Origin of the sequence: Cupriavidus pauculus (assembly GCF_002858765.1) — a bacterium.
In the GTDB taxonomy this organism is placed as follows: Bacteria; Pseudomonadota; Gammaproteobacteria; order Burkholderiales; family Burkholderiaceae; genus Cupriavidus; species Cupriavidus pauculus_B.
Window position 1 is genome coordinate 100,057 of the sequence record NZ_PJRP01000015.1, and the last position, 21,555, is coordinate 121,611.

A 21,555-nucleotide genomic window follows, 5' to 3' on the forward strand; every position below is an offset into this window, starting at 1 on the left:
TCTGGCGCCCCCTTTTTGCAAACAGATTCAGTTGTCATCCGCCGTGGATATGATTCGCCGCGGATGAGGACAACCAATCAAGGAGTGACAAATGGCGGCAATTACCGCAAGCATGGTTGCAGAACTGCGCGCGAAGACCGACGCGCCGATGATGGAATGCAAGAAGGCCCTGACGGAAGCCGATGGCGACCTGGACAAGGCTGAAGAACTGCTGCGCGTCAAGCTGGGCAACAAGGCCAGCAAGGCCGCGTCGCGCGTGACCGCCGAAGGCATCGTGGCCACGTACATCGACGGCACGACGGGCTCGCTGGTTGAACTGAACTGCGAAACCGACTTCGTGTCGAAGAACGACGATTTCCTGGGCTTCGCTGCCAAGATCGCCGAACTGATCGCCAAGCAGGCGCCGGTCGATGTGGCTGCCCTGTTGGCCCTGGAAATGGACGGTTCGACGGTTGATGCCGTGCGCTCGGCCCTGATCGGCAAGATCGGCGAGAACATGACGATCCGCCGCTTCGTGCGCTACGCCAACGGTGGCAAGCTGGCTTCGTACCTGCACGGCACGCGTATCGGCGTGATGGTCGAGTTCGACGGCGACGAAACCGCCGCCAAGGACGTCGCCATGCACGTGGCCGCCATGAAGCCGGTGTCGCTGTCGTCGGAACAGGTGCCGGCCGAGCTGATCGCCAAGGAGCGCAGCATCGCCGAGCAGAAGGCTGCCGAATCGGGCAAGCCGGCTGAAATCGCCGCCAAGATGGTGGAAGGTTCGGTCCAGAAGTACCTGAAGGAAGTGTCGCTGCTGAACCAGCCGTTCGTGAAGAACGACAAGCAGACCGTCGAGCAGATGCTGAAGGCCGTGAACACCAGCGTGAAGGGTTTCACCCTGTACGTGGTGGGCGAAGGCATCGAGAAGAAGCAGGACGACTTCGCTGCTGAAGTGGCCGCCCAGGTGGCTGCCGCCCAGAAGGGCTGATGTCCGGGTGGCCGGACGGGTTTCCCTGGTGGGATGCCCGGTCAGCCACCGTATAATGCCGAGGGGCGCCGAAAGGTGCCCCTCTTCACAAGTACGGTTGTCACGTGCGCCGTGCCAGTCAGTTTTCGCAGTCACCTGCAATATGCGCGCCTTTAGTGGGGCGATGCCGGCAGATGACGGCGAAAACCGGCTTTCCAGCTGTCAAGTAATCCAAATTCATGCGCGGCCGGTGCGCAGTTGCGTTGTGCCGCCCGCGCCCATCCATCCGTTCAAACGAGCGACTAGAACCTGCCCGAGGGTGAACATGCCAGCCTACAAGCGCGTCCTTCTGAAACTGTCCGGCGAAGCCCTTATGGGCGACGATGCTTTCGGCATCAACCGGGCGACTATCGAAGGCATGGTCAATGACATTGCCGAAATCGTGAAACTGGGCGTCCAGGTGGCGGTTGTCATCGGTGGCGGCAACATTTTCCGCGGTGTTGCCGGCGGTGCGGCCGGTATGGACCGCGCCACGGCCGATTACATGGGCATGCTGGCCACGATGATGAATGCGCTGGCACTGCAGGACGCCATGCGCCACGCCAATATCGAAGGCCGCGTGCAATCCGCGCTGCGTATGGACCAGGTGGTGGAGCCGTATATCCGCCCGCGTGCCATCCGCCAGCTCGAGGAAGGCAAGGTCGTGATCTTTGCCGCCGGCACCGGCAACCCCTTCTTCACCACCGATACGGCCGCCGCGCTGCGCGGTTCGGAAATCGGCGCGGAAATCGTGCTCAAGGCCACCAAGGTGGACGGCGTGTACACGGCCGACCCCAAGAAGGACCCCAGCGCCACCCGCTACACGACGATCACGTTCGACGAAGCCATTTCCCGCAACCTCCAGGTCATGGACGCCACCGCGTTCGCCCTGTGCCGCGACCAGAAACTGCCGATCAAGGTGTTTTCGATCGTCAAGCCGGGTGCCCTGAAGCGTGTGATCCTGGGCGAGGACGAAGGTACGCTAGTGCACGTTTAAGCAGTCCGGACCGCATCAAAATGCTGATTCGGTCTGGCCTGAGAGTAGAATGTTCCATTTTCGATCCCGCTAGGCGGGATCCTGTCTGGCTGTTTTCCGGAGGTAATCATGACCGTCGCCGACACTAAGAAGAGCGCCGAGCAGAAGATGCAGAAGTCGATCGAAGCCTTCAGGGCCGATCTGGCGAAAATTCGCACTGGCCGTGCGCACACTGGCCTGCTCGACCACGTTCAGGTGGATTACTACGGCTCGCCGGTGCCGATCAGCCAAGTGGCCAACGTTGGCCTGGGCGATGCCCGCACGATTACCGTGCAACCGTGGGAAAAGAAGATGGTGCAGGCCGTGGAAAAGGCAATCCGCGATGCCGACCTGGGCCTGAACCCCGCAACGATGGGCGACGTGATCCGCGTGCCGATGCCTCCGCTGACCGAAGAGCGCCGCAAGGAGCTGATCAAGGTGGTGAAGGGCGAGGCCGAGGGTGCCAAGGTGGCCGTGCGCAACCTGCGCCGCGATGCCAACGAGCAGTTCAAGAAGCTCGTCAAGGACAAGACCATCTCGGAAGATGACGAGCGCCGCGGCACGGACGACGTCCAGAAGCTGACGGACAAGTATGTCGGCGAGATCGACAGGCTCGTCGCCGAGAAAGAGAAGGAGATCTTGACGGTGTAAGGCCGTCCCGGCGGCTCGTCCGCCGGGGTTGTCCCAGACCGTCCGCGAATCCATGCAGCATATCAGTTCGACGCTCGGCGTTCCCGATACCACCTATGTGCCACGACACGTTGCCATCATCATGGATGGCAACGGCCGCTGGGCGACAAAGCGTCACCTGCCGCGCGTGGCCGGCCACACGCGGGGTCTGGATACCGTGCGCGAGATCGTGCAGGCCTGTGCCGCACGGGGCGTGCAGTACCTGACCTTGTTCGCGTTCAGCTCCGAGAACTGGCGCCGGCCCGCGGACGAAGTATCGTTCCTGATGCGCCTGTTCATGACCGCCCTGCGCCGCGAGGTGGTGCGGATGCACGCCAACAACATCCGCCTGCGCGTGGTGGGCGACCTGGCGCGCTTCAGCCCCCGTATCCAGCAGATGATCAAGGACGCCGAGGCGCGTACGGCCGGCAACACGGGTCTGACGGTGACCATTGCCGCCAACTACGGTGGCCGATGGGATCTGCTGCAGGCCATGCGCAAGATGCTGGCGCGCTCGCCCATGCTCGACGGGGAGTCGATCGACGAGTCGCTGCTGGCCCCGCACCTGGCAATGGCCTATGCGCCGGAGCCGGACCTGTTCATCCGCACCGGCGGTGAGCAGCGCATCAGCAATTTCCTGCTTTGGCAGCTCGCCTATACGGAGCTGTATTTCACCGATACGTTCTGGCCCGATTTTGACGCCGCGGAGCTCGACAAGGCCTTTGCGTCGTACCGCCAGCGCGAGCGCCGGTTTGGCAGGACCAGTGCCCAGGTTGTGGCGCCGGGCCTGTCCGGAACGGCCTGAGGCCGGTCGTACCTTCATACCTACGGGAATCGCAGCCGCATGCTTCTGACCCGCGTTATCACCGCCGTATGCCTGTTGCTGTTGATCCTGCCGATCCTGTTCCTGGCGCCGCCCACGGCGCTGGCGGTGCTGGTGGCGGTCATCGTGCTGCTGGGTGGATGGGAGTTCGGCCGCCTGATCGGCCTGCCGCGTCCGTGGCCTTATGTCTATGCCGTGGCATGCCTGGTGGCGCTGCTGGCCTGGCATCTCGCTCCATCCGGATTCGCCATCGACTGGCTGCTTGAGGCTTCGCTTGTGGCCTGGGGCGTGGCGCTGGTATTGCTGGCGCGCGGTGTACGGAAGGCAACCCCCGGGTTTACCGTGCTGGGTGTCGTGCTTGGGCTGATCATGCTGCCGGCCTTCGGTCATGCGGTCATGGCACTGCGCGTGGCCGGAGTAGGCGTGCTGCTGACCGCCGCCGTGCTGGTCTGGGCGGCCGACATCGGTGCCTATTTCGTCGGCAAGGCCATCGGCAAGCGCAAGCTGGCACCGACCATCAGCCCGGGCAAGTCCTGGGAGGGCGCGATCGGCGGCTGGTTGCTGGCGATGATCGTCGCGCTTGGCCTGGCGGTCAGCCATGCCTTCGCGCCCACCTGGTATTCGCTGATCGCCGACAAGGTGGGTCTGGGCGTGCTGGCCATGCTGACGACGCTGCTGGTCGCGGCCAGCGTGGTCGGTGATCTGTTCGAGTCCCTGCTCAAGCGTCAGGTCGGCATCAAGGACAGCAGCCGGCTGTTGCCTGGCCACGGCGGCATTCTCGATCGCATCGACGCGCTGATCCCGGTATTCCCGCTGGCAGCACTGCTGTTGTCCTGGGTCTGATCACAACTGAATTCGTCTGGTTATATGCAACGCATTACGATTCTGGGCGCCACGGGTTCCATCGGCGAAAGCACGCTGGACGTGGTGCGCCGTCATCCCGACCGCTACACGGTGCATGCGCTGAGCGCCCATCGTCAGGTGGACAAGCTGGCCGCGGCCTGCGTCGAATTCCGCCCCGCGCGGGCGGTAGTGGGTTCGGCCGAGGCGGCGCGCGAGCTCGAAGGCAAGCTGCGTGCGGCGGGCCTGGCGACCGAAGTCAGCTACGGCCCCGAAGCACTCGAATCGATCGCCGCGGATACGCAGACCGATGCCGTGATGGCTGCCATCGTCGGCGCGGCGGGCCTGCGCTCGTCGCTGGCGGCCGCGCGTGCCGGCAAGCGCGTGCTGCTGGCCAACAAGGAATCGCTGGTGATGTCGGGCAGCATCTTCATGGATGCGGTGCACCATCACGGCGCCACGCTGCTGCCGATCGACAGCGAACACAACGCAATCTTCCAGTGTCTGCCGACCAGTGACCCGCGCTATGGCGCGGGGGTGTCGAAGGTGCTGCTGACGGCGTCGGGCGGCCCGTTCCGCACCCGCGATCCGTCGACGTTGCACGACATCACGCCGGATCAGGCCTGTGCGCACCCGAAGTGGGTGATGGGTCGCAAGATCTCGGTGGATTCGGCCACGATGATGAACAAGGGGCTCGAGGTCATCGAGGCCCACTGGCTATTTGGCGCCCCGGCCGACAAGATCGAGGTGCTGATCCACCCGCAGAGCATTGTCCATTCGATGGTGGCCTATGCCGACGGGTCGGTACTGGCGCAGCTCGGCAACCCCGACATGCGTACGCCCATCGCCTATGGCATGGCCTATCCAGAGCGGATCGACTCCGGTGTCACGCCGCTGGATCTGACCGTGTCGGGTGGCCTCCATTTTGAGACGCCGGACCTTGAACGCTTCCCGTGCCTGGGATTAGCCTTTGATGCATTGCGTGCCGAAGGTGTGGCGCCGGCGGTGCTGAATGCTGCAAACGAGGTAGCGGTGGAGGCGTTCCTGGCCGGTAGTATCCGGTTCACGGACATCGCGCGCGTGGTGGCCGGTGTCCTGGAGCAACCCGCCGAAGGTGAGGCCGGGTCGCTCGACGGCGTGCTCGCCGCAGATGCCGCGGCGCGCAAGGCCGCCCAGGCGCTGCTGAAACAACTGGCCGGCCGCTGATCGACGTCACGATCGCGGCGAGGCCCGGATCTGGAAAGAGGTGATTTGCCATGCAAACCGTTATCGCGTTCGTTGTCGCCCTCTGCGTCCTGATCTTCGTTCACGAGATGGGGCATTACCTGGCCGCGCGTGCGTGCGGGGTCAAGGTCTTGCGGTTTTCGATCGGCTTCGGCCGCCCGTTGGCCCGCTGGGTCAGCAAGGGGCGCGACCGCACCGAGTGGACGCTGGCTGCCATCCCGCTCGGCGGTTACGTCAAGATGCTGGACGAGCGGGAGCGTGATCCCGAGACCGATCCGGCCATCGACGCCGCCGACCTGCCGCGCGCGTTCAACCGCCAGCCGGTGGGCAAGCGCTTCGTCATCGTGGCGGCAGGTCCGCTTGCCAATTTCGCGCTGGCCATCGCCTTGTACCTGGTGCTGTTTGCCGGTGGCATGCGCGAGCCCGCGCCGGTGCTGGCAACGCCAGCGGTCAATACCGTGGCGGCGCAGGCCGGGGTGCGCGACGGGGACCGTGTCCTGTCGCTGAGCGCGAATGGCCAGACCGAGGCCGTCCGATCCTGGAATGACCTGCGCATGGCGGTGTTTGCCCAGGGGTTCGGCGACACGAGGGCGGTCATGCACGTCCGTGGTGCAGATGGCGCCGAACGCGACATCGCGCTGGGCCGGCTGCCTGACACGGGCGGTAATCCCGATCAGGATCCCCTGGCCACGCTGGGTCTGGCGCTCAAGGGCGGTCCGGTCACCATTACAGAAATCGTCGCCGATTCCGCGGCGCAACGGGCGGACCTGCGCGCTGGCGACAAGGTGGTGGCGTGGCAGGGGCAGCCGCTGACCCAGGCCGGCGAACTGATCCGCGGGGTCAGGGCGCGGCCGGGCCAGGATGTCACGCTGGGGATCGAACGCGCCGGCCAGCGCCTGGACGTGACCGTCAAGCTCGACGCTGCGCCGGGCGGCAAGTCTGGCGCCGAGGGCGAGCCGACGCCGATGGTGGGCAAGCTGGGTGCCGCGCTGAACCAGGCCGTGCAGACCGAAATTGTGCGTTACCCATTTACCCAGGCGCTGGCCCGTGCGGCGGATCAGGTCTGGAGCACCAGCACGCTGTCATTGAAGCTGCTCGGCAAGATGCTCGTGGGCCAGGCATCGCTGCAGAACCTGAGCGGTCCGCTGACCGTGGCGGACTATGCCGGGCGGGCAGCCAACATGGGCTGGCAGCCGTTCATCAGCTTCCTCGCGCTGGTCAGCGTCAGCCTCGGTGTACTGAATTTGTTACCTATTCCGGTGCTGGATGGGGGGCATTTGCTGTATTATTGCGTGGAATTTTTGACTGGCAGGCCTGTACCAGACCACTGGCAAGCGATGCTGCAGAAGGTCGGCATCGCATGCATCTTGCTCCTGACCTCACTCGCTTTGTTCAATGACGTCAGCCGACTGTTTCTTGCGCGCGGCTAGTTTCGCGCAGCTGGAAACGCCAGTCGGACGGGGGCGGTCGTATCCCGGGGGGATTTTCCCCGTCGGGAGGGATCAGTCGTGCCGGTATTGTCAGGCGTAGCTGCAATCGGCGCTGGAGCCAACACCCTGCATGAAATCGATGAGGAAGAGGGGATCGACTTTGATCAGAAATAAGCGCATCTCGCTGGGCTTGCTGACGAGTGCCATTATTGCGGCGTGGAGCCCGGCGGGCTGGGCCGCAGATCCGTTTGTGGTCAAGGATATTCGCGTTGAAGGCCTGCAGCGCGTGGAACCGGGTACCGTCTTTGGCTACCTGCCCGTGCGTGTCGGCGAAACCTTCACCGATGACAAGGGCGCCGACGCCATCCGTGCGCTCTACAATACCGGGTTTTTCAAGGACGTGCAGATCCGCGCCGAAGATGGCGTGCTGGTGGTGCAGGTCGAGGAACGACCCGCGATTTCCCAGCTTGAGTTCGTCGGTATCAAGGAATTCGACAAGGACACGCTGCGCCGCTCCCTGCGGGCGGTGGGCGTGGCCGAAGCGCGCTACTACGACAAGGCGCTGATCGACAAGGCCGAGCAGGAACTGAAGCGCCAGTACGTGGCCCGTGGCTACTACGCCGCCGAAGTCCAGACCACCGTGACGCCAGTGGACCGCAACCGCGTGTCCGTGGTGTTCAACGTGGAAGAGGGCCCGGTTGCCAAGATCCGGCAGATCAATATCGTCGGCAACAAGGCGTTCAAGGAAGGCACGCTGCGCGACGAGATGCAGCTCTCCACGCCGAACTGGCTGTCGTGGTACACCAAGAACGATCTCTATTCCAAGCAGAAGCTCACCGCCGACCTGGAAGCGCTGCGCTCGTTCTACCTGAATCGCGGCTACCTGGAATTCCAGATCGAGTCGACGCAGGTATCGATCACGCCTGACAAGAAGGATATCTACCTGACGCTGAATATCGCCGAGGGCGAGCAGTTCAAGGTGTCCGAGATCCATCTGGCTGGCGAACTGCTGGGCAAGCAGGAAGAAATGCAGAAGCTGCTGCAGCTGAAGAAGGGCGATATTTTCTCGTCCGAAAAGCTGACGGCCAGCACCAAGGCCATCACCGACCTGCTCGGCACGTACGGCTATGCGTTCACCACGATCAACCCGCAACCGCAGATCGACAAGGAAAAGCGTGAAGTGGCGCTGACCCTGATGGTCGACCCGGGCCGCCGCGTCTATGTGCGCCGCGTGAACGTCGTGGGCAACAGCAAGACGCGCGACGAAGTGGTGCGCCGCGAAATGCGCCAGATGGAAAGCTCGTGGTTCGACAGCGAGAAGCTCCAGCAGTCGCAGGCGCGTATCAACCGCACCGGCTACTTCACGGATACGAACATCACGACCGAGGACGTGGCCGGCGCGCCCGATCAGGTGGATGTGAACGTAAATGTGACGGAAAAGCCGACTGGCCAGATCAGCCTGGGTCTCGGTTTCTCGTCGACCGACAAGCTCGTGCTGCAAGCCGGCCTGCGCCAGGACAACGTGTTCGGCTCCGGTACCAGCCTTGGCCTGGATGTGAATACGGCCAAGTCGTTCCGGACCATCGCGCTGACGCAGTACGATCCGTACTTCACGGTGGACGGCATCAGCCGTTCGACCGATATCTACTATCGTACGTCCCGCCCGCTGTATTACACGGGCGACCAGGACTACAAGATCGTGTCGGCCGGCGGCGGCTTCAAGTTCGGCGTGCCGTTCTCTGAGAACGACACGGTGTTCTTCGGCATTGGCTACGAGCGGACGCAGGTCTATACCTCGATCAACACGCCGAGCCAGTACACGGCCTGGCTGCAGAAAATCGGCAAGACCAGCGGCGACCCGATCAACAACTTCCCGTTCACGATCGGCTGGGCACGCGACCGCCGGGACAGTGCGCTGATTCCGACCAAGGGTCCGTACACCCAGGCCAACCTGGAAATCGGCGTGCCGGGCGGCGATACGCAGTACTATCGCGCCAGCTTCCAGCAGCAGTATTTCTACCCGTTGTCGAAGGCCTTCACGCTGGCGTTCAACGGTGAGGTGGCCTACGGCCACGGCTACGGCAATACGCCGTTCCCGGTGTTCAAGTACTTCTATGCCGGTGGTATCGGTTCGGTCCGTGGTTACCAGACCAGCACGCTCGGTCCGAAGGACCAGAACGGCAACCCGGTGGGTGGTGCCTCGAAGATGATCGGTAACGTGGAATTCGTGTTCCCGCTGCCGGGTTCGGGTGTCGACCGCACGCTGCGTCTGTTCACGTTCTTCGACTTCGGTAACGTCTATCAGGAAGGCGCGCCGATCACGGTTAGCGACCTGAAGTACTCGACCGGCTTCGGTATGTCGTGGCTGTCGCCGATCGGCCCGCTGAAGGTCAGCATGGGCTTCCCGCTGAAGAAGGACGAGAACGACAAGGTTCAGCGGTTCCAGTTCCAGATTGGTACCGCGTTCTGATCCCCAAAAGGATTTGTTTGATGAAACTCCACACTCCACTGATCAAATCCCTGAGCGCGGCCGCGCTGGCCGCTGCGGCCCTTTGCGCGGCGGCCCCGGCGATGGCTCAGGAGGCGCGCATTGCCGCGGTGAATTCGGAGCGCATTCTGCGTGACTCGCAGCCGGCCAAGGCTGCGCAGGTCAAGCTTGAGCAGGAATTCTCCAAGCGCGACCGCGAACTTCAGGATATGGCCCAGAAAATCAAGGCCATGGCTGACAAGCTCGACAAGGACACGGCCGTGCTGGCCGACGCCGACCGCCAGCGCCGTCAGCGCGAAGTGGCCGACCTCGATCGCGAGTTCCAGCGCAAGCAGCGCGAGTTCCGCGAAGACCTGAACCAGCGTCGTAACGAAGAACTGGCCCAGGTGCTGGAGCGCGCCAACCGCGTGATCCGTCAACTGGCCGAGCAGCGCAAGTACGACCTGATCGTGCAGGAAGCGGTCTACGTCAATCCGCGCATCGACATCACGGACGACGTGATGAAGGCGCTGAACGCCGGCTCGGGCAAGTAAGCGGCGGGCGCTCGTGCGCCGCTTTTCGCTTTTTATCAAGGAAGTACCGCCATGCAGACACCCACACTGGGTCAGCTCGCCACCGAGAACGGCGCGCAGGTTGTGGGTGATCCCGACCTGGCCGTAGGCGGTCTGGCACCGCTAGACCAGGCCGGTCCCGGCGATCTGTCGTTTCTTTCCAATCCGCTCTACCTGCCCCAGGCGTTGGCCTCGAAAGCCGGTGCCGTGATTGTGTCGCCGGCAGACCTGGAGCGCATCCGTGCGGACGGGCAGGCCGATGGCCGTAACTGGCTGGTGGCGCGCAATCCGTACGTCTGCTTCGCCCGTGTGGCGCAGCGCTTCGATCGCGTCGCCAATGCCGATCCGCGCGTTGGCATCGATCCGCGCGCCACGGTGGCACCCGACGCAATCGTGCCGGCGTCCTGCTTTGTCGGCCCGAACGTGGTCATCGAGGCCGGCGCGCGTCTTGGCGAGCGGGTCCGAGTCCTGGCAAATGCCTTTATCGGCGCAGGCGCGCAGATCGGCGAAGATACGCTCATCTACGCCAATGTTTCTGTCTATCATCGTTGCGTGGTGGGTGCGCGGAATATCCTGCACAGCGGGGCGGTGATCGGTGCCGATGGTTTTGGCTTTGCGCCCGATATCGGGCCGGCCGGCGTCGAGTACGTCAAGATTCCGCAGGTAGGTCGTGCGGTGCTGGGCAACGATGTGGAGATTGGCGCCAATACCTGCGTGGACCGCGGGGCGATGGCCGACACCATCATCGAGGACGGCTGCAAGATCGACAATCAGGTGCAGATCGCCCATAACGTCCATGTGGGTGCCCATACCGTGATTGCCGGCACGGCCGCGGTGTCGGGCAGCACGAAGATCGGCAAATTCTGCGTGATTGGAGGCGCGGCCAATTTTTCCGGCCATTTGAATATCGCCGACCGGACCACAGTGTCTGGCGGTACCTCGATTACCAAATCGATTACAAAACCCGGTGGGCATTTCACCAGCGTGTTCCCGTTCACGTCGCATGGCGAATGGGAACGCAACGCGGCCATCGTGCGCGGCCTGTCGAAGCTGCGCGAACGAGTGGTGCAGCTGGAACGCCGGCTGCGCGGCGCATCCGCCGGGGTCAATAGCAAACAAGACGAAGAGAAATCATCATGACAGCCTCCGATATCGACATCCGCAAGATCCTGAAGCTGCTGCCGCATCGGTATCCGATCCTGCTGGTTGACCGCGTGCTCGAGTTTGAACCGCAGAAGCGGATCAAGACCCTGAAGAACGTGACGATCAACGAGCCGTACTTCATGGGCCACTTCCCGGAACAACCGGTGATGCCGGGTGTCATGATTCTTGAAGCGCTGGCGCAATCGGCCGGCCTGCTGACCTTTGGCGCCGACATGGAGCGCAAGGAAGGCGCGCTGTACTACTTCGTCGGCATCGACGGCGCCCGCTTCAAGCGCGTGGTGTATCCCGGCGATCAGTTGCACCTGAACGTGACCGTGGAGCGCTACATTCGCGGTATCTGGAAGTTCAAGGCCAGCGCCACCGTTGATGGCGAGGTTGCCTGCGAAGCCGAGCTGATGTGCACGGTCAAGCAGGCCGAGGCCTGATTTTCCCGATACCGAGCAGAACCGAAAGCACAGGACAGTACGTATGACGCAAATCCATCCCACCGCACTGATCGACCCGAAGGCCGAACTCGCCGCCGACGTTGAAGTTGGCCCGTTCTCGATCGTCGGTCCGAACGTGCGGATTGGCAGTGGCACGCGGATCGGCTCGCATACCACGGTCGAGGGGCATACCACGATTGGCGAAGGAAACCGCATCGGGCCTTATGCTTCGGTGGGCGGGGTGCCGCAGGACATGAAGTATGCCAACGAGCCCACCCGGCTCGAGATCGGCGATCGCAACACGATTCGCGAATTCACCACGATCCACACGGGTACCGTGCAGGATCGCGGCCTGACCAGCATCGGCAGCGATAACTGGATCATGGCGTACGTGCATATCGCGCACGACTGCAGCGTGGGTAATCACACGGTGTTTTCGAGCAATGCGCAGATTGCCGGCCACGTGGAGGTGGGCGACTGGGCGATTCTCGGCGGTATGAGCGGCGTGCATCAGTTCGTTCGTATCGGCGCGCATGCCATGCTGGGCGGGGCTTCGGCACTGGTCCAGGATGTGCCCCCGTTCGTGATCGCCGCCAGCGACAAGAGCGGCAACAAGGCGACGCCGCACGGCATCAACGTCGAGGGTCTGCGTCGTCGCGGCTTCGACGCGGCCCAGATCGCGGCGCTGCGTCAGGCTTACAAGCTGCTGTACAAGTCGGACCTGAGCTTCGACGATGCCCGCAACGAGATTTCGGCCATGCTTGGCCAGTCGGATGCCACCACGGCGACGCCGCTGAAGGCCTTCGTCGAGTTCCTCGCCGCGACCCAACGCGGCATCGTGCGCTAGACGTCAGTCGGACATGGTCGAGGCAGCCATGCAGGCCGTGCTATCCGCTGACGCGGAGGCTCATGTAAACAAGCGTGGCACGATTGCCATGGTCGCTGGAGAAGCATCCGGCGACCTGCTGGCTTCGCTGTTGCTGGAGGGACTGCACGCGCGGCTAGGCGAGTCCGTGAACTATGCCGGGATTGGCGGCCGTCGGATGATGGCGCAGGGTTTCGTCTCGCATTGGCCGATGGAAACGCTCTCCGTCAACGGCTATGTGGAAGTCCTGGGATCGTTGCGAGAAATCCTGGCCACGCGCCGCGCCATCCGCGACCAGCTGCTGGCTCAGCCGCCGCTTTGCTTCATCGGTGTCGACGCCCCGGATTTCAATTTCGGACTTGAAGTGCCGCTGCGGCGCGCGGGCATACCCGTGGTGCACTTTGTCAGCCCGTCAATCTGGGCGTGGCGGGGCGGACGCATTCGTACCATTGCCCGCGCGGTCGACCATATTCTCTGTCTGTTCCCGTTCGAGCCGGAGATCTACGCCAAGGCAGGTATTCCGGCCACATACGTGGGACACCCGCTTGCCGACGTAATCCCGATGGTGCCCGACGTGGCAGGGGCTCGCGCAAAACTTGGCCTGCCGGAGGGCAAGCGCATCGTGGCGGTGCTGCCGGGCAGCCGACAGTCAGAGGTGCGTAATCTAGGCGGCACATTTTTCGAGGCCATGGCGCGCATGCATCGCATGGACGCCAACCTTGCATTCGTGTTGCCAGCGGCCAGCCCGGCACTGCACGCGATTGTCGAGGAGCTGTACGCACAACATCCGGAAATTGACCTGACAATTGTGGATAGTCAATCACATCTGGCGATGGAGGCGGCCGATGTGATCTTGTTGGCCAGTGGCACGGCCACGCTCGAAGCCGCGCTGTACAAGAAGCCGATGGTGATCTCGTACAAGGTGCCCTGGCTGACGGCGCAAATCATGAAGCGGCAGGGATATCTGCCGTACGTGGGACTGCCTAATATTCTGTCTGGGCGCTTCGTGGTGCCGGAGTTGCTGCAGGACGACGCCACGCCGGAAGCGCTGGCGCGTGAAACGCTGCTGCAACTCAATGACGAAGGCAACATTGCCTTCCTGCGCGAACACTTCACGACCATGCATGAAACGCTGAAGCGCGATACGTCACGGCTGGCAGCCGGTGTCGTGGCGGATCTGCTCCACACTCGAGGAGCCGTGTGATGCCGCGCGTCAAGGCTGTCAATGTCGGCCAGATGGGGCTCGAGCTGGCCCAAACGGTCGCCGTAGTCCAGCGCCTTTGTGGCGTGGACGAAGCGGGCCGTGGCCCGCTGGCGGGACCCGTGTATGCAGCCGCTGTCGTGTTGAATCCAGACCGCCAGATCCGTGGGCTTGCCGACTCGAAGATTCTGACCGCGGCAAAGCGGGAAGCCCTGTTCGATCGGATTTGCGAGCGCGCGCTTGGCTGGCACATCTCCTTTGCGACAGTCGAGGAGATCGATTCGATCAATATCCTTCATGCCTCGATGCTGGCCATGCAGCGAGCCGTCCAGGGGCTGGCTGCCACGGGTGTGATTCCAGACCTTGTACAGGTCGACGGCAATCGCTGCCCGCAAGTGGCCTATCCTGTCGAAGCCATCGTCAAGGGTGACGCCAAGGTACGTGCCATTTCGGCTGCGTCGATCCTGGCAAAGGTGGCGCGCGACCGGAATCTTGTTGAGTTGCACGCGGCATACCCCGAATACGGCTTTGATTCGCATTTTGGCTATCCCACGCCGCAACATTTTGCGGCGCTGGATCGGCATGGCCCCACGCCGCATCATCGGCGGTCGTTCGCCCCGGTCCGTTTGGCGCTGGAGCGCGTCAATGCTCTGGCTCAGGCCCAGGAAACCCCGCCTTTCTAAGACACGTCCTTGAAGCACGTCACTTCGCGCGATAACGCGCTGTTCAAGCACCTGAAGGCCTTGATCGGGTCTACGCATCAACGTCGCAAGGCCGGGCAGTCGGTGCTGGACGGTGTGCATCTGGCTCAGGCCTACATTGCCGCATTGGGCCAACCGGTATCTTGCGTAGTCGGCGAGCGCCACTATGATCATGCCGAAGTCAGGTCGTTGCTGGACCAGATCGAACCGGAGCGCGTGGTCGTGCTGGCCGATACGCTGTTCAGCCAGATCAGCAATGTGGCGAACGGTATTGACCTGCTGTTCGTGATCGACACGCCTGCGGGTCATCTGCCCGCGCAGATTAAGACGGATTGCATCATCCTTGACGGCGTCCAGGATGCCGGCAATGTTGGCTCGATCCTGCGCAGTGCCGCGGCTGCTGGTATCGCCCACGCATTCCTGATCACAGGATGTGCGTTCGCCTGGTCCGTCAAGACACTGCGTGCCGGCATGGGCGCGAACTTTCATCTCAATATCGTCGAGCACTGCACGCTCGATATGCTTGCCCCCCGGCTGGCCGTGCCGCTGCTTGCAACGTCCTCGCATGCCGACGCCACCGTGTTTGATACCGACCTGACCCAGCCGGTAGGCTGGGTAGTCGGCAACGAAGGGGCAGGCGTCAGCCCCGAATGGATGGCACGTGTCTCGCGCAAGGTGAGCATTCCGCAACCTGGCGGCCTGGAGTCGCTAAACGTAGCAGCCGCGACAGCCATCTGTCTGTTTGAAGCGGTGCGCCAGCGGCGAGCGGGTTGAGCGAGGTCCGTTAGCGAGGGCGGCTGCCCCGTGCTTGGTCAGATGCTGCCGCACCGGAAGGTGCCTTTTGTTCGACCAGCGTTTGCAGGACGTCCGTAACCTGGGCAAAGTTCTCGTTGATTTGATCGAAGTTTTTTTCGATCTGATCGAATTTCCTGTCGAACCTTGCCTCAAGTTTGTTGAAGCGTTCGTCCATCTTGTCGAATCGCTCGTCCACTTTTTCAAATCGCTGGTCTACCTTGGCGAAGCCCTCGTCAACCTTCGCTTCAAGCCTGTCGATCCGGCGGTCGACGCCGTCGAATCGCTTGTCTGCTGCCTGGAATTGGCGGTCCATCACGCCAAGCCGTTCATCCACCGCATCGAACCGGTAGTAGATATTCTCGTTCGTCTTGTCAGATTGACGCCCGGAATACTCGAGGATGGCGAAGATGCCGCCGAGGGCGATGAAAACGGCGGTGAAGATGGTGGCGGCGATGCGCCAGTCGTGGTGCGGTTTGGCGCGATGCTGCGGTGCGGGGCCGGCATGCCCCGATCCAGGGTGATCTGAAAACTGGTCTGCTGTCATGGCGATGGACATGGTTCATGAATGAAAACGTCGATGACGTCATCTTTCACCTCCAGCCATCACCTGCCAAGAAGACGATTCTCAAAAATCGCGCGCTTCAATAGTTGTCGCGGTCGACCTTGATTTCCTGGAGGATCGTCGTCGCGATTTCCTCGATCGATTTGTGCGTGGACGACAACCACTTGATGCCTTCGCGGCGCATCATCGCTTCGGCCTCGTTGACCTCGTAGCGACAGTTCTCTACCGCCGCGTACTTGCTGCCCGGACGGCGTTCGTTACGGATTTCCGTCAGCCGCTGGGGATCGATCGACAGCCCGAATATCTTGGGCTTGAACGCATAGAGCGCCGACGGCAGGCGGCCACGCTCGAAATCGTCGGGAATCAACGGATAGTTGGCAGCCTTGAGGCCGTATTGCATGGCCAGATACAGGCTGGTCGGCGTCTTGCCGCTACGCGACACGCCAACCAGGATCACGTCGGCGTCCTGGAGGTTCTTGTGTGACTGCCCGTCATCATGAGCCAGCGAGAAGTTAATCGCCTCGATCCGGTTCTTGTAAGCCTCGGTATCCGCGTTCTGGTGGAAACGGCCGATCGCGTGCGTGGACTTCAGCCCGAGTTCTTTCTCCAGCGGCTCGATGAACGTCTGGAACATGTCCAGGATCATGCCCTTGGCACGGCGCATCGCCTTGTTGGACTCGGCGTTGACAAGCGTGGTGAAGACGATGGGCGGCACGCCCTCGTTGTAGAACGCCTCGTTGATCTTGCTGACGGCCACATGTGCCTTTTCGGGCGTGTCCACGAACGGCATGCGTACCTTGCGGAAGCGCATCTCGAACTGGGCCAGGATCGAATGGCTGAATGTCTCGGCCGTGATGCCTGTGCCATCCGACACAATAAAAACCGTACGGACGGCAGGGCGATCGGCGGCAGCCGTCTCAGCCGCAGGCTGGGAGCCGGCCGGGGATGAAGAAGACTGGGAAGTCATGGCTGGCGCAGGTTGCGACGCGTCAGGCGCTTCGGGCAAGGACATGTCTGAACAATTATTTTTGGAGCAGCCGCTGAGCGAAAGTGCGGTGCGGCACGGTAGAATAGCGGCGATCTTTTGGCTAAGCAATTCCGCCAATCCCGGTCAGGCAACGATATGCAGCCGGATTGTCGACAATGTGCATTGCAGCATCGGAAGTATCCGATGTCACACGGAATTGCTCAGCCAAGCGATCCGCCGGGGCCAGAACTCCAACAACATACCGGTCGGTGCAAAAGATTTCTTACTTTGTTTTGAGGCTTTTATGACCAACCAGGTAGATAACGGCGCCTACGTGCTGCCGTTTGAAGAACTGCGCATGCAGGACGTGGAAACCGTCGGCGGCAAGAATTCGTCGCTTGGCGAGATGATCTCGCAGCTGGCCGGTGCCGGCGTGCGCGTTCCCGGCGGTTTTGCCACCACCGCGCTGGCATTCCGCGACTTCCTCGAACACAACAACCTGACCGCCCGCATTTCCGAACGCCTGAAGACGCTCGACGTCGATGACGTGAAGGCCCTGGCCGAGGCCGGTGGCGAGATTCGCAGCTGGGTGGCCTCGGCCCCGTTCCAGCCGCGACTCGAAGCAGAAGTCCGTGAGCACTATGCACGCGTGTCGGCGCGCGAAGGCGCCGAGGCATCGTTCGCCGTGCGTTCGTCGGCCACTGCCGAAGATCTGCCCGACGCTTCGTTCGCAGGTCAGCAGGAGTCGTACCTCAACGTCAGCGGCATCGACGACGTGCTCGACAAGATCAAGCACGTGTTCGCGTCGCTGTACAACGACCGCGCCATTTCGTACCGCGTGCACAAGGGCTTCGCCCATGACGTGGTGGCCCTGTCGGCGGGTGTGCAGCGCATGGTCCGTTCGGACCTGGCCGCATCGGGCGTGATGTTCACGATCGATACGGAGTCGGGCTTCCCGGACGTGGTGTTCATCACGTCGAGCTACGGCCTGGGCGAAACGGTGGTGCAGGGCGCCGTGAACCCGGACGAGTTCTACGTCTTCAAGCCGACGCTGCAGGCCGGCAAGTATCCGATCATCCGTCGTTCGATCGGCTCGAAGCTGATCAAGATGGAATTCACGAAGCCGGGCGAAGCCGGTCGCGTGAAGACCGTGGATGTACCGCCAGAACTGCGCAACCGTTATTCGATCAGCGATGACGATGTGAACGAGCTGGCCCGCTACGCGATGATCATCGAGAAGCACTATGGCCGCCCGATGGACATCGAGTGGGGCAAGGACGGCAAGGACGGCAAGATCTACATCCTCCAGGCACGTCCGGAGACCGTGAAGAGCCAGTCAGCCGGCAAGGCCGAGCAGCGCTTCAAGCTGAAGGGTACGTCGGCAGTGCTGACCAGCGGACGTGCGATCGGCCAGAAAATCGGTACCGGTCCGGTTCGTGTGATCAACGATCCGTCCGAGATGGAACGTGTGCAGCCGGGCGACGTCCTGGTGGCCGACATGACCGACCCGAACTGGGAGCCGGTGATGAAGCGCGCCGCGGCCATCGTCACGAATCGTGGCGGCCGTACTTGCCACGCCGCGATCATCGCGCGTGAACTGGGCGTGCCGGCAGTGGTCGGGTGCGGCGATGCCACCGACCTGCTGAAGGACGGCACGCTGGTGACGGTGTCGTGCGCCGAGGGCGACGAAGGTCGTATCTACGACGGTCTGCTGGAAACCGAAGTCACCGAGGTCATGCGCGGCGAAATGCCGGAGATCGAGACCAAGATCATGATGAACGTCGGCAATCCGCAGCTGGCGTTTGATTTCGCGCAGATCCCGAACCACGGTGTTGGCCTGGCTCGCCTGGAATTCATCATCAACAACAACATCGGCGTTCACCCGAAGGCGATTCTGGACTATCCGCAGGTCGATGCCGATCTGAAGAAGGCCGTGGAGTCGGTGGCCCGTGGCCACGCCAGCCCGCGTGCGTTCTACGTCGACAAGCTGGCCGAGGGCATTGCCACGATCGGCGCCGCGTTCTATCCGAAGCCGGTGATCGTGCGTCTGTCCGACTTCAAGTCGAACGAGTACAAGAAGCTGATCGGTGGTTCGCGCTACGAGCCGGACGAAGAAAACCCGATGCTGGGCTTCCGTGGTGCTTCGCGCTACATCGCCGACGACTTCTCCGAAGCGTTCGAGATGGAATGCAAGGCCATGAAGCGCGTGCGCGACGAGATGGGCCTGACCAACGTCGAAATCATGGTGCCGTTCGTGCGGACGCTGGGCCAGGCCGAGCGTGTGATCGAACTGCTGGCCAAGCACGGCCTGAAGCGCGGCGAGAATGGTCTGCGCATCATCATGATGTGCGAAGTCCCGTCGAACGCGATTCTGGCCGAAGAGTTCCTGCAGTTCTTCGACGGTTTCTCCATCGGCTCGAACGATCTGACGCAGCTGACGCTGGGCCTGGACCGCGATTCGGGCATGGAATTGCTGGCCAAGGATTTCGACGAGCGCGATCCGGCCGTGATTTTCATGTTGCAGCGCGCCATTTCCACGGCGCTGCGCCTGGACAAGTACGTCGGCATTTGCGGCCAAGGTCCTTCCGACCATCCGGACTTTGCGGCCTGGCTGGCCAAGGAAGGCATCAAGTCGATCTCGCTGAATCCTGATTCGGTCGTGCAAACCTGGCAGCAACTGGCTTCCTAAGGCATTTCGCGTCACAATAGCGACGTACCCGAACTAACGGTGTCCGGCCTGATTGGCTGGCGCGCCGTGTGGCACCGGCCCTGCGGTCAGGTGTTCCAACTGCCCCCGCAGACGCCGTAGGCGTTTGGCGGGGGTTTTGTTTTTTCGGGCTGGTGTTTTCCTGGCTGGAAAGGAACGGGATGACGTCGTACTACTTTTGGTTTGCTGCGTCCGTGGTGCTGGTGATCGCGGAAATGGCCTCCGGCACGTTTTATCTCCTGATGGTCGCCTGCGGCGTGACAGCCGGGGGCATTGCGGCGCTGCTCGGTGCCGAGGTGCCCATGCAGACGGTTACGGCGGCACTGGTCGCCATCGTGGCCATCGTGGCGCTGCGCCGTACGCGGTTCGGCAGGCTGCGTCGCACGGATGCCGCGACCGATCCCGATGTGAATCTCGATATCGGACAGGAAGTCGAAGTGTCCACCTGGGATGCCTTCCGGCGCGCCCGCGTGCCTTATCGCGGCGCCGACTGGAACGTGGAACTGGCCCCTGGGACCGATCCGGCGCCCGGTCGCTACAGGATTGTCGAAGTCCGTGGCGCTACGCTTATTGTGTCGGCGCGCTAGCCTGACGCTTGTTTCCGCCTTGCAATTTTTTCTCTTTGACGGGAGTCGTACATGCTTGCCTATCAGCTCGGTCTGTTTCCGCTGATTCTGCTCATCGCCGCCATCGTACTGATTGCGAAGTCCATCAAGATCGTGCCGCAGCAGCACGCCTGGGTGCTGGAGCGGCTGGGGCGATACCATGCGACGCTGACGCCAGGGCTGTCGATTGTCGTGCCGTTTATCGACCGCGTGGCCTACAAGCACATTCTTAAGGAAATTCCGCTCGATGTGCCGAGCCAGGTGTGTATCACCAAGGACAACACGCAGCTGCAGGTCGACGGCGTGCTGTACTTCCAGGTGACCGATCCGATGAAGGCGTCGTACGGATCGAGTAATTTCGTGGTGGCCATCACGCAGTTGTCGCAGACCACGCTGCGGTCGGTCATCGGCAAGCTCGAACTGGACAAGACGTTCGAGGAGCGCGAATTCATCAATCACAGCGTGGTCAACGCCCTCGACGAGGCCGCGGCCAACTGGGGCGTGAAGGTGCTGCGCTACGAGATCAAGGACCTGACGCCGCCGAAGGAAATCCTGCACGCGATGCAGGCCCAGATCACGGCGGAGCGCGAAAAGCGGGCGCTGATTGCTGCGTCTGAAGGCAAGCGGCAGGAGCAGATCAACCTGGCATCCGGGGCGCGCGAAGCGGCCATCCAGAAGTCCGAAGGTGAAAGGCAGGCGGCCATCAACAAGGCGCAGGGCGAGGCCTCCGCGATTCTGGCGGTGGCTGAAGCCAATGCGCAGGCAATCGAGAAGATCGGCCACGCTATTCGCGGAGAGGGCGGCGCGGAGGCCGTCAACCTGAAGGTGGCCGAGGAATACGTGGCGGCCTTCGGCAACCTCGCCAAGCAGGGCAATACGCTGATCGTGCCGGGCAACCTTGGCGAGATGAGCTCGATGATTGCCTCGGCGCTGCAGATTGTGAAAGGTCAGAAGGCCGAGAAGGTGCTTTGACGCCGGCTGGCGTCGCTGGAAACGAGAACGGAGGCCGAGGCCTCCGTTTTTATTCCTTCTCGCTTTTCATCAGGCGCGCCTTTTCGCGCTGCCAGTCGCGGTTCTTTTCGGTCTCGCGCTTGTCGAACTGCTTCTTGCCCTTGCCCAGGCCAATCTCGCACTTCACGCGGCCGCGTGTGTAGTGCAGGTTCAGCGGCACAAGCGTGTAGCCACGCTGTTCCACCTTGCCGATCAACTTCTTGATCTCGTCGGCCTTGAGCAACAGCTTCCGGGTACGCACCGGGTCTGGCGTGATGTGCGTGGAGGCGCTTTGCAGCGGGCTGATGTGGGCGCCAATCAGGAACATCTCGGCGTTGCGCACCACCACGTAGCCTTCCTTGATCTGTACGCGGTTCGCCCGGATCGCCTTGACTTCCCAGCCTTCCAGCACGATCCCGGCTTCATAGCGCTCTTCGATGAAGTAGTCGAAAAAAGCCTTCTTGTTGTCAGCGATCGTCATGCGGGAGGTGATTTCCTAAATATGGGCCGGCGCGGCCTGGCAGGGCGGCGGCGGTGAGGGTGCG

Annotated in this window: 21 protein-coding genes; 18 read left to right on the forward strand and 3 right to left on the reverse strand. The window is 62.4% G+C overall.

Features of this window, described 5'->3' with window-relative positions:
• Nucleotides 1–91: 91 nt before the first annotated feature.
• The 15 genes from tsf to CYJ10_RS25350 all read left to right on the forward strand — a co-directional run bounded on the left by tsf (nucleotide 92) and on the right by CYJ10_RS25350 (nucleotide 15,158).
• On the forward strand, nucleotides 92–970 hold the full coding sequence (gene tsf / locus CYJ10_RS25280; RefSeq protein WP_101684193.1) for a translation elongation factor Ts: 879 nt from the start codon (nucleotides 92–94) through the stop codon (nucleotides 968–970).
• A 304-nt stretch (nucleotides 971–1,274) separates the two neighbouring features.
• A complete protein-coding gene (pyrH, locus tag CYJ10_RS25285; RefSeq protein WP_066735314.1) occupies nucleotides 1,275–1,985 on the forward strand; it encodes a UMP kinase in 711 nt (236 codons plus the stop codon).
• Between the two features lie 108 nt (nucleotides 1,986–2,093).
• The gene (frr, locus tag CYJ10_RS25290) at nucleotides 2,094–2,654 is read left to right on the forward strand and encodes a ribosome recycling factor (RefSeq protein ID WP_101684194.1); all 561 of its coding nucleotides are present in this window, start codon (nucleotides 2,094–2,096) and stop codon (nucleotides 2,652–2,654) included.
• Between the two features lie 52 nt (nucleotides 2,655–2,706).
• Complete coding sequence (locus CYJ10_RS25295; RefSeq protein WP_101684195.1) at nucleotides 2,707–3,477, forward strand: isoprenyl transferase; 771 nt, start codon at nucleotides 2,707–2,709, stop codon at nucleotides 3,475–3,477.
• 39 nt (nucleotides 3,478–3,516) lie between these two features.
• Entirely contained in the window at nucleotides 3,517–4,338 is an 822-nt protein-coding gene (locus CYJ10_RS25300) for a phosphatidate cytidylyltransferase (protein WP_101684196.1), read from the forward strand.
• A 24-nt stretch (nucleotides 4,339–4,362) separates the two neighbouring features.
• A complete protein-coding gene (gene ispC / locus CYJ10_RS25305) occupies nucleotides 4,363–5,541 on the forward strand; it encodes a 1-deoxy-D-xylulose-5-phosphate reductoisomerase (protein WP_101684197.1) in 1,179 nt (392 codons plus the stop codon).
• A gap of 50 nt (nucleotides 5,542–5,591) precedes the next feature.
• A complete protein-coding gene (rseP, locus tag CYJ10_RS25310; RefSeq protein WP_101684198.1) occupies nucleotides 5,592–6,989 on the forward strand; it encodes an RIP metalloprotease RseP in 1,398 nt (465 codons plus the stop codon).
• A 139-nt stretch (nucleotides 6,990–7,128) separates the two neighbouring features.
• Entirely contained in the window at nucleotides 7,129–9,459 is a 2,331-nt protein-coding gene (gene bamA / locus CYJ10_RS25315; RefSeq protein WP_374703309.1) for an outer membrane protein assembly factor BamA, read from the forward strand.
• A gap of 20 nt (nucleotides 9,460–9,479) precedes the next feature.
• Entirely contained in the window at nucleotides 9,480–10,010 is a 531-nt protein-coding gene (locus CYJ10_RS25320; RefSeq protein ID WP_066735238.1) for an OmpH family outer membrane protein, read from the forward strand.
• 51 nt (nucleotides 10,011–10,061) lie between these two features.
• Nucleotides 10,062–11,168, forward strand: a complete 1,107-nt coding sequence (lpxD, locus tag CYJ10_RS25325) for a UDP-3-O-(3-hydroxymyristoyl)glucosamine N-acyltransferase (RefSeq protein WP_101684200.1) — start codon at nucleotides 10,062–10,064, stop codon at nucleotides 11,166–11,168.
• Nucleotides 11,165–11,617, forward strand: a complete 453-nt coding sequence (fabZ, locus tag CYJ10_RS25330; protein WP_061958372.1) for a 3-hydroxyacyl-ACP dehydratase FabZ — start codon at nucleotides 11,165–11,167, stop codon at nucleotides 11,615–11,617. Before lpxD ends, fabZ begins: the two co-directional genes overlap by 4 nt.
• Nucleotides 11,618–11,660: 43 nt before the next feature.
• Nucleotides 11,661–12,464 carry an acyl-ACP--UDP-N-acetylglucosamine O-acyltransferase gene (lpxA, locus tag CYJ10_RS25335; protein ID WP_101684201.1) on the forward strand — a complete coding sequence of 268 codons (804 nt, stop codon included), beginning with the start codon at nucleotides 11,661–11,663 and terminating at the stop codon, nucleotides 12,462–12,464.
• Between the two features lie 28 nt (nucleotides 12,465–12,492).
• Nucleotides 12,493–13,686, forward strand: a complete 1,194-nt coding sequence (gene lpxB, locus CYJ10_RS25340) for a lipid-A-disaccharide synthase (protein WP_374703310.1) — start codon at nucleotides 12,493–12,495, stop codon at nucleotides 13,684–13,686.
• Nucleotides 13,686–14,366: a ribonuclease HII gene (gene rnhB, locus CYJ10_RS25345; RefSeq protein ID WP_101684203.1), complete on the forward strand. Its 681-nt coding sequence runs from the start codon at nucleotides 13,686–13,688 to the stop codon at nucleotides 14,364–14,366. Before lpxB ends, rnhB begins: the two co-directional genes overlap by 1 nt.
• 9 nt (nucleotides 14,367–14,375) lie before the next feature.
• Nucleotides 14,376–15,158 carry a TrmH family RNA methyltransferase gene (locus tag CYJ10_RS25350; protein ID WP_101684204.1) on the forward strand — a complete coding sequence of 261 codons (783 nt, stop codon included), beginning with the start codon at nucleotides 14,376–14,378 and terminating at the stop codon, nucleotides 15,156–15,158.
• Nucleotides 15,159–15,168: 10 nt separating this feature from the next.
• On the opposite strand, the gene CYJ10_RS25355 is transcribed toward CYJ10_RS25350, so the two are convergent.
• Nucleotides 15,169–15,735, reverse strand: coding sequence for a hypothetical protein (locus CYJ10_RS25355; protein WP_101684205.1), 567 nt, complete (start codon nucleotides 15,733–15,735; stop codon nucleotides 15,169–15,171).
• Nucleotides 15,736–15,820: 85 nt separating this feature from the next.
• The gene (gene ppsR / locus CYJ10_RS25360; protein WP_101684206.1) at nucleotides 15,821–16,753 is read right to left on the reverse strand and encodes a posphoenolpyruvate synthetase regulatory kinase/phosphorylase PpsR; all 933 of its coding nucleotides are present in this window, start codon (nucleotides 16,751–16,753) and stop codon (nucleotides 15,821–15,823) included.
• 259 nt (nucleotides 16,754–17,012) lie between these two features.
• Between ppsR and ppsA the strand changes: the two genes are divergently transcribed.
• The 3 genes from ppsA (at nucleotide 17,013) to CYJ10_RS25375 (ending at nucleotide 20,992) form a co-directional block, all read left to right on the forward strand.
• Nucleotides 17,013–19,397: a phosphoenolpyruvate synthase gene (gene ppsA / locus CYJ10_RS25365; RefSeq protein ID WP_101684207.1), complete on the forward strand. Its 2,385-nt coding sequence runs from the start codon at nucleotides 17,013–17,015 to the stop codon at nucleotides 19,395–19,397.
• 179 nt (nucleotides 19,398–19,576) lie between these two features.
• The gene (locus CYJ10_RS25370; RefSeq protein WP_101684208.1) at nucleotides 19,577–20,002 is read left to right on the forward strand and encodes an NfeD family protein; all 426 of its coding nucleotides are present in this window, start codon (nucleotides 19,577–19,579) and stop codon (nucleotides 20,000–20,002) included.
• Between the two features lie 51 nt (nucleotides 20,003–20,053).
• On the forward strand, nucleotides 20,054–20,992 hold the full coding sequence (locus CYJ10_RS25375) for an SPFH domain-containing protein (protein WP_101684209.1): 939 nt from the start codon (nucleotides 20,054–20,056) through the stop codon (nucleotides 20,990–20,992).
• 49 nt (nucleotides 20,993–21,041) lie between these two features.
• Here the strand turns inward: CYJ10_RS25375 and smpB are convergent, their stop codons facing one another.
• Nucleotides 21,042–21,491, reverse strand: coding sequence for an SsrA-binding protein SmpB (gene smpB / locus CYJ10_RS25380; RefSeq protein ID WP_101684210.1), 450 nt, complete (start codon nucleotides 21,489–21,491; stop codon nucleotides 21,042–21,044).
• Between the last annotated feature and the right edge of the window lie 64 nt (nucleotides 21,492–21,555).

What these genes read in the sequence shown, in the direction of transcription:
- tsf (WP_101684193.1), top strand. Translation starts at nt 92, where the DNA reads ATGGCGGCAATTACCGCAAGCATGGTTGCAGAACTGCGCGCGAAGACC.
- pyrH (WP_066735314.1), top strand. Translation starts at nt 1,275, where the DNA reads ATGCCAGCCTACAAGCGCGTCCTTCTGAAACTGTCCGGCGAAGCCCTT.
- frr (WP_101684194.1), top strand. Translation starts at nt 2,094, where the DNA reads ATGACCGTCGCCGACACTAAGAAGAGCGCCGAGCAGAAGATGCAGAAG.
- CYJ10_RS25295 (WP_101684195.1), top strand. Translation starts at nt 2,707, where the DNA reads ATGCAGCATATCAGTTCGACGCTCGGCGTTCCCGATACCACCTATGTG.
- CYJ10_RS25300 (WP_101684196.1), top strand. Translation starts at nt 3,517, where the DNA reads ATGCTTCTGACCCGCGTTATCACCGCCGTATGCCTGTTGCTGTTGATC.
- ispC (WP_101684197.1), top strand. Translation starts at nt 4,363, where the DNA reads ATGCAACGCATTACGATTCTGGGCGCCACGGGTTCCATCGGCGAAAGC.
- rseP (WP_101684198.1), top strand. Translation starts at nt 5,592, where the DNA reads ATGCAAACCGTTATCGCGTTCGTTGTCGCCCTCTGCGTCCTGATCTTC.
- bamA (WP_374703309.1), top strand. Translation starts at nt 7,129, where the DNA reads ATGAGGAAGAGGGGATCGACTTTGATCAGAAATAAGCGCATCTCGCTG.
- CYJ10_RS25320 (WP_066735238.1), top strand. Translation starts at nt 9,480, where the DNA reads ATGAAACTCCACACTCCACTGATCAAATCCCTGAGCGCGGCCGCGCTG.
- lpxD (WP_101684200.1), top strand. Translation starts at nt 10,062, where the DNA reads ATGCAGACACCCACACTGGGTCAGCTCGCCACCGAGAACGGCGCGCAG.
- fabZ (WP_061958372.1), top strand. Translation starts at nt 11,165, where the DNA reads ATGACAGCCTCCGATATCGACATCCGCAAGATCCTGAAGCTGCTGCCG.
- lpxA (WP_101684201.1), top strand. Translation starts at nt 11,661, where the DNA reads ATGACGCAAATCCATCCCACCGCACTGATCGACCCGAAGGCCGAACTC.
- lpxB (WP_374703310.1), top strand. Translation starts at nt 12,493, where the DNA reads ATGCAGGCCGTGCTATCCGCTGACGCGGAGGCTCATGTAAACAAGCGT.
- rnhB (WP_101684203.1), top strand. Translation starts at nt 13,686, where the DNA reads ATGCCGCGCGTCAAGGCTGTCAATGTCGGCCAGATGGGGCTCGAGCTG.
- CYJ10_RS25355 (WP_101684205.1), bottom strand. Translation starts at nt 15,735, where the DNA reads ATGTCCATCGCCATGACAGCAGACCAGTTTTCAGATCACCCTGGATCG.
- ppsR (WP_101684206.1), bottom strand. Translation starts at nt 16,753, where the DNA reads ATGTCCTTGCCCGAAGCGCCTGACGCGTCGCAACCTGCGCCAGCCATG.
- ppsA (WP_101684207.1), top strand. Translation starts at nt 17,013, where the DNA reads ATGACCAACCAGGTAGATAACGGCGCCTACGTGCTGCCGTTTGAAGAA.
- CYJ10_RS25370 (WP_101684208.1), top strand. Translation starts at nt 19,577, where the DNA reads ATGACGTCGTACTACTTTTGGTTTGCTGCGTCCGTGGTGCTGGTGATC.
- CYJ10_RS25375 (WP_101684209.1), top strand. Translation starts at nt 20,054, where the DNA reads ATGCTTGCCTATCAGCTCGGTCTGTTTCCGCTGATTCTGCTCATCGCC.
- smpB (WP_101684210.1), bottom strand. Translation starts at nt 21,491, where the DNA reads ATGACGATCGCTGACAACAAGAAGGCTTTTTTCGACTACTTCATCGAA.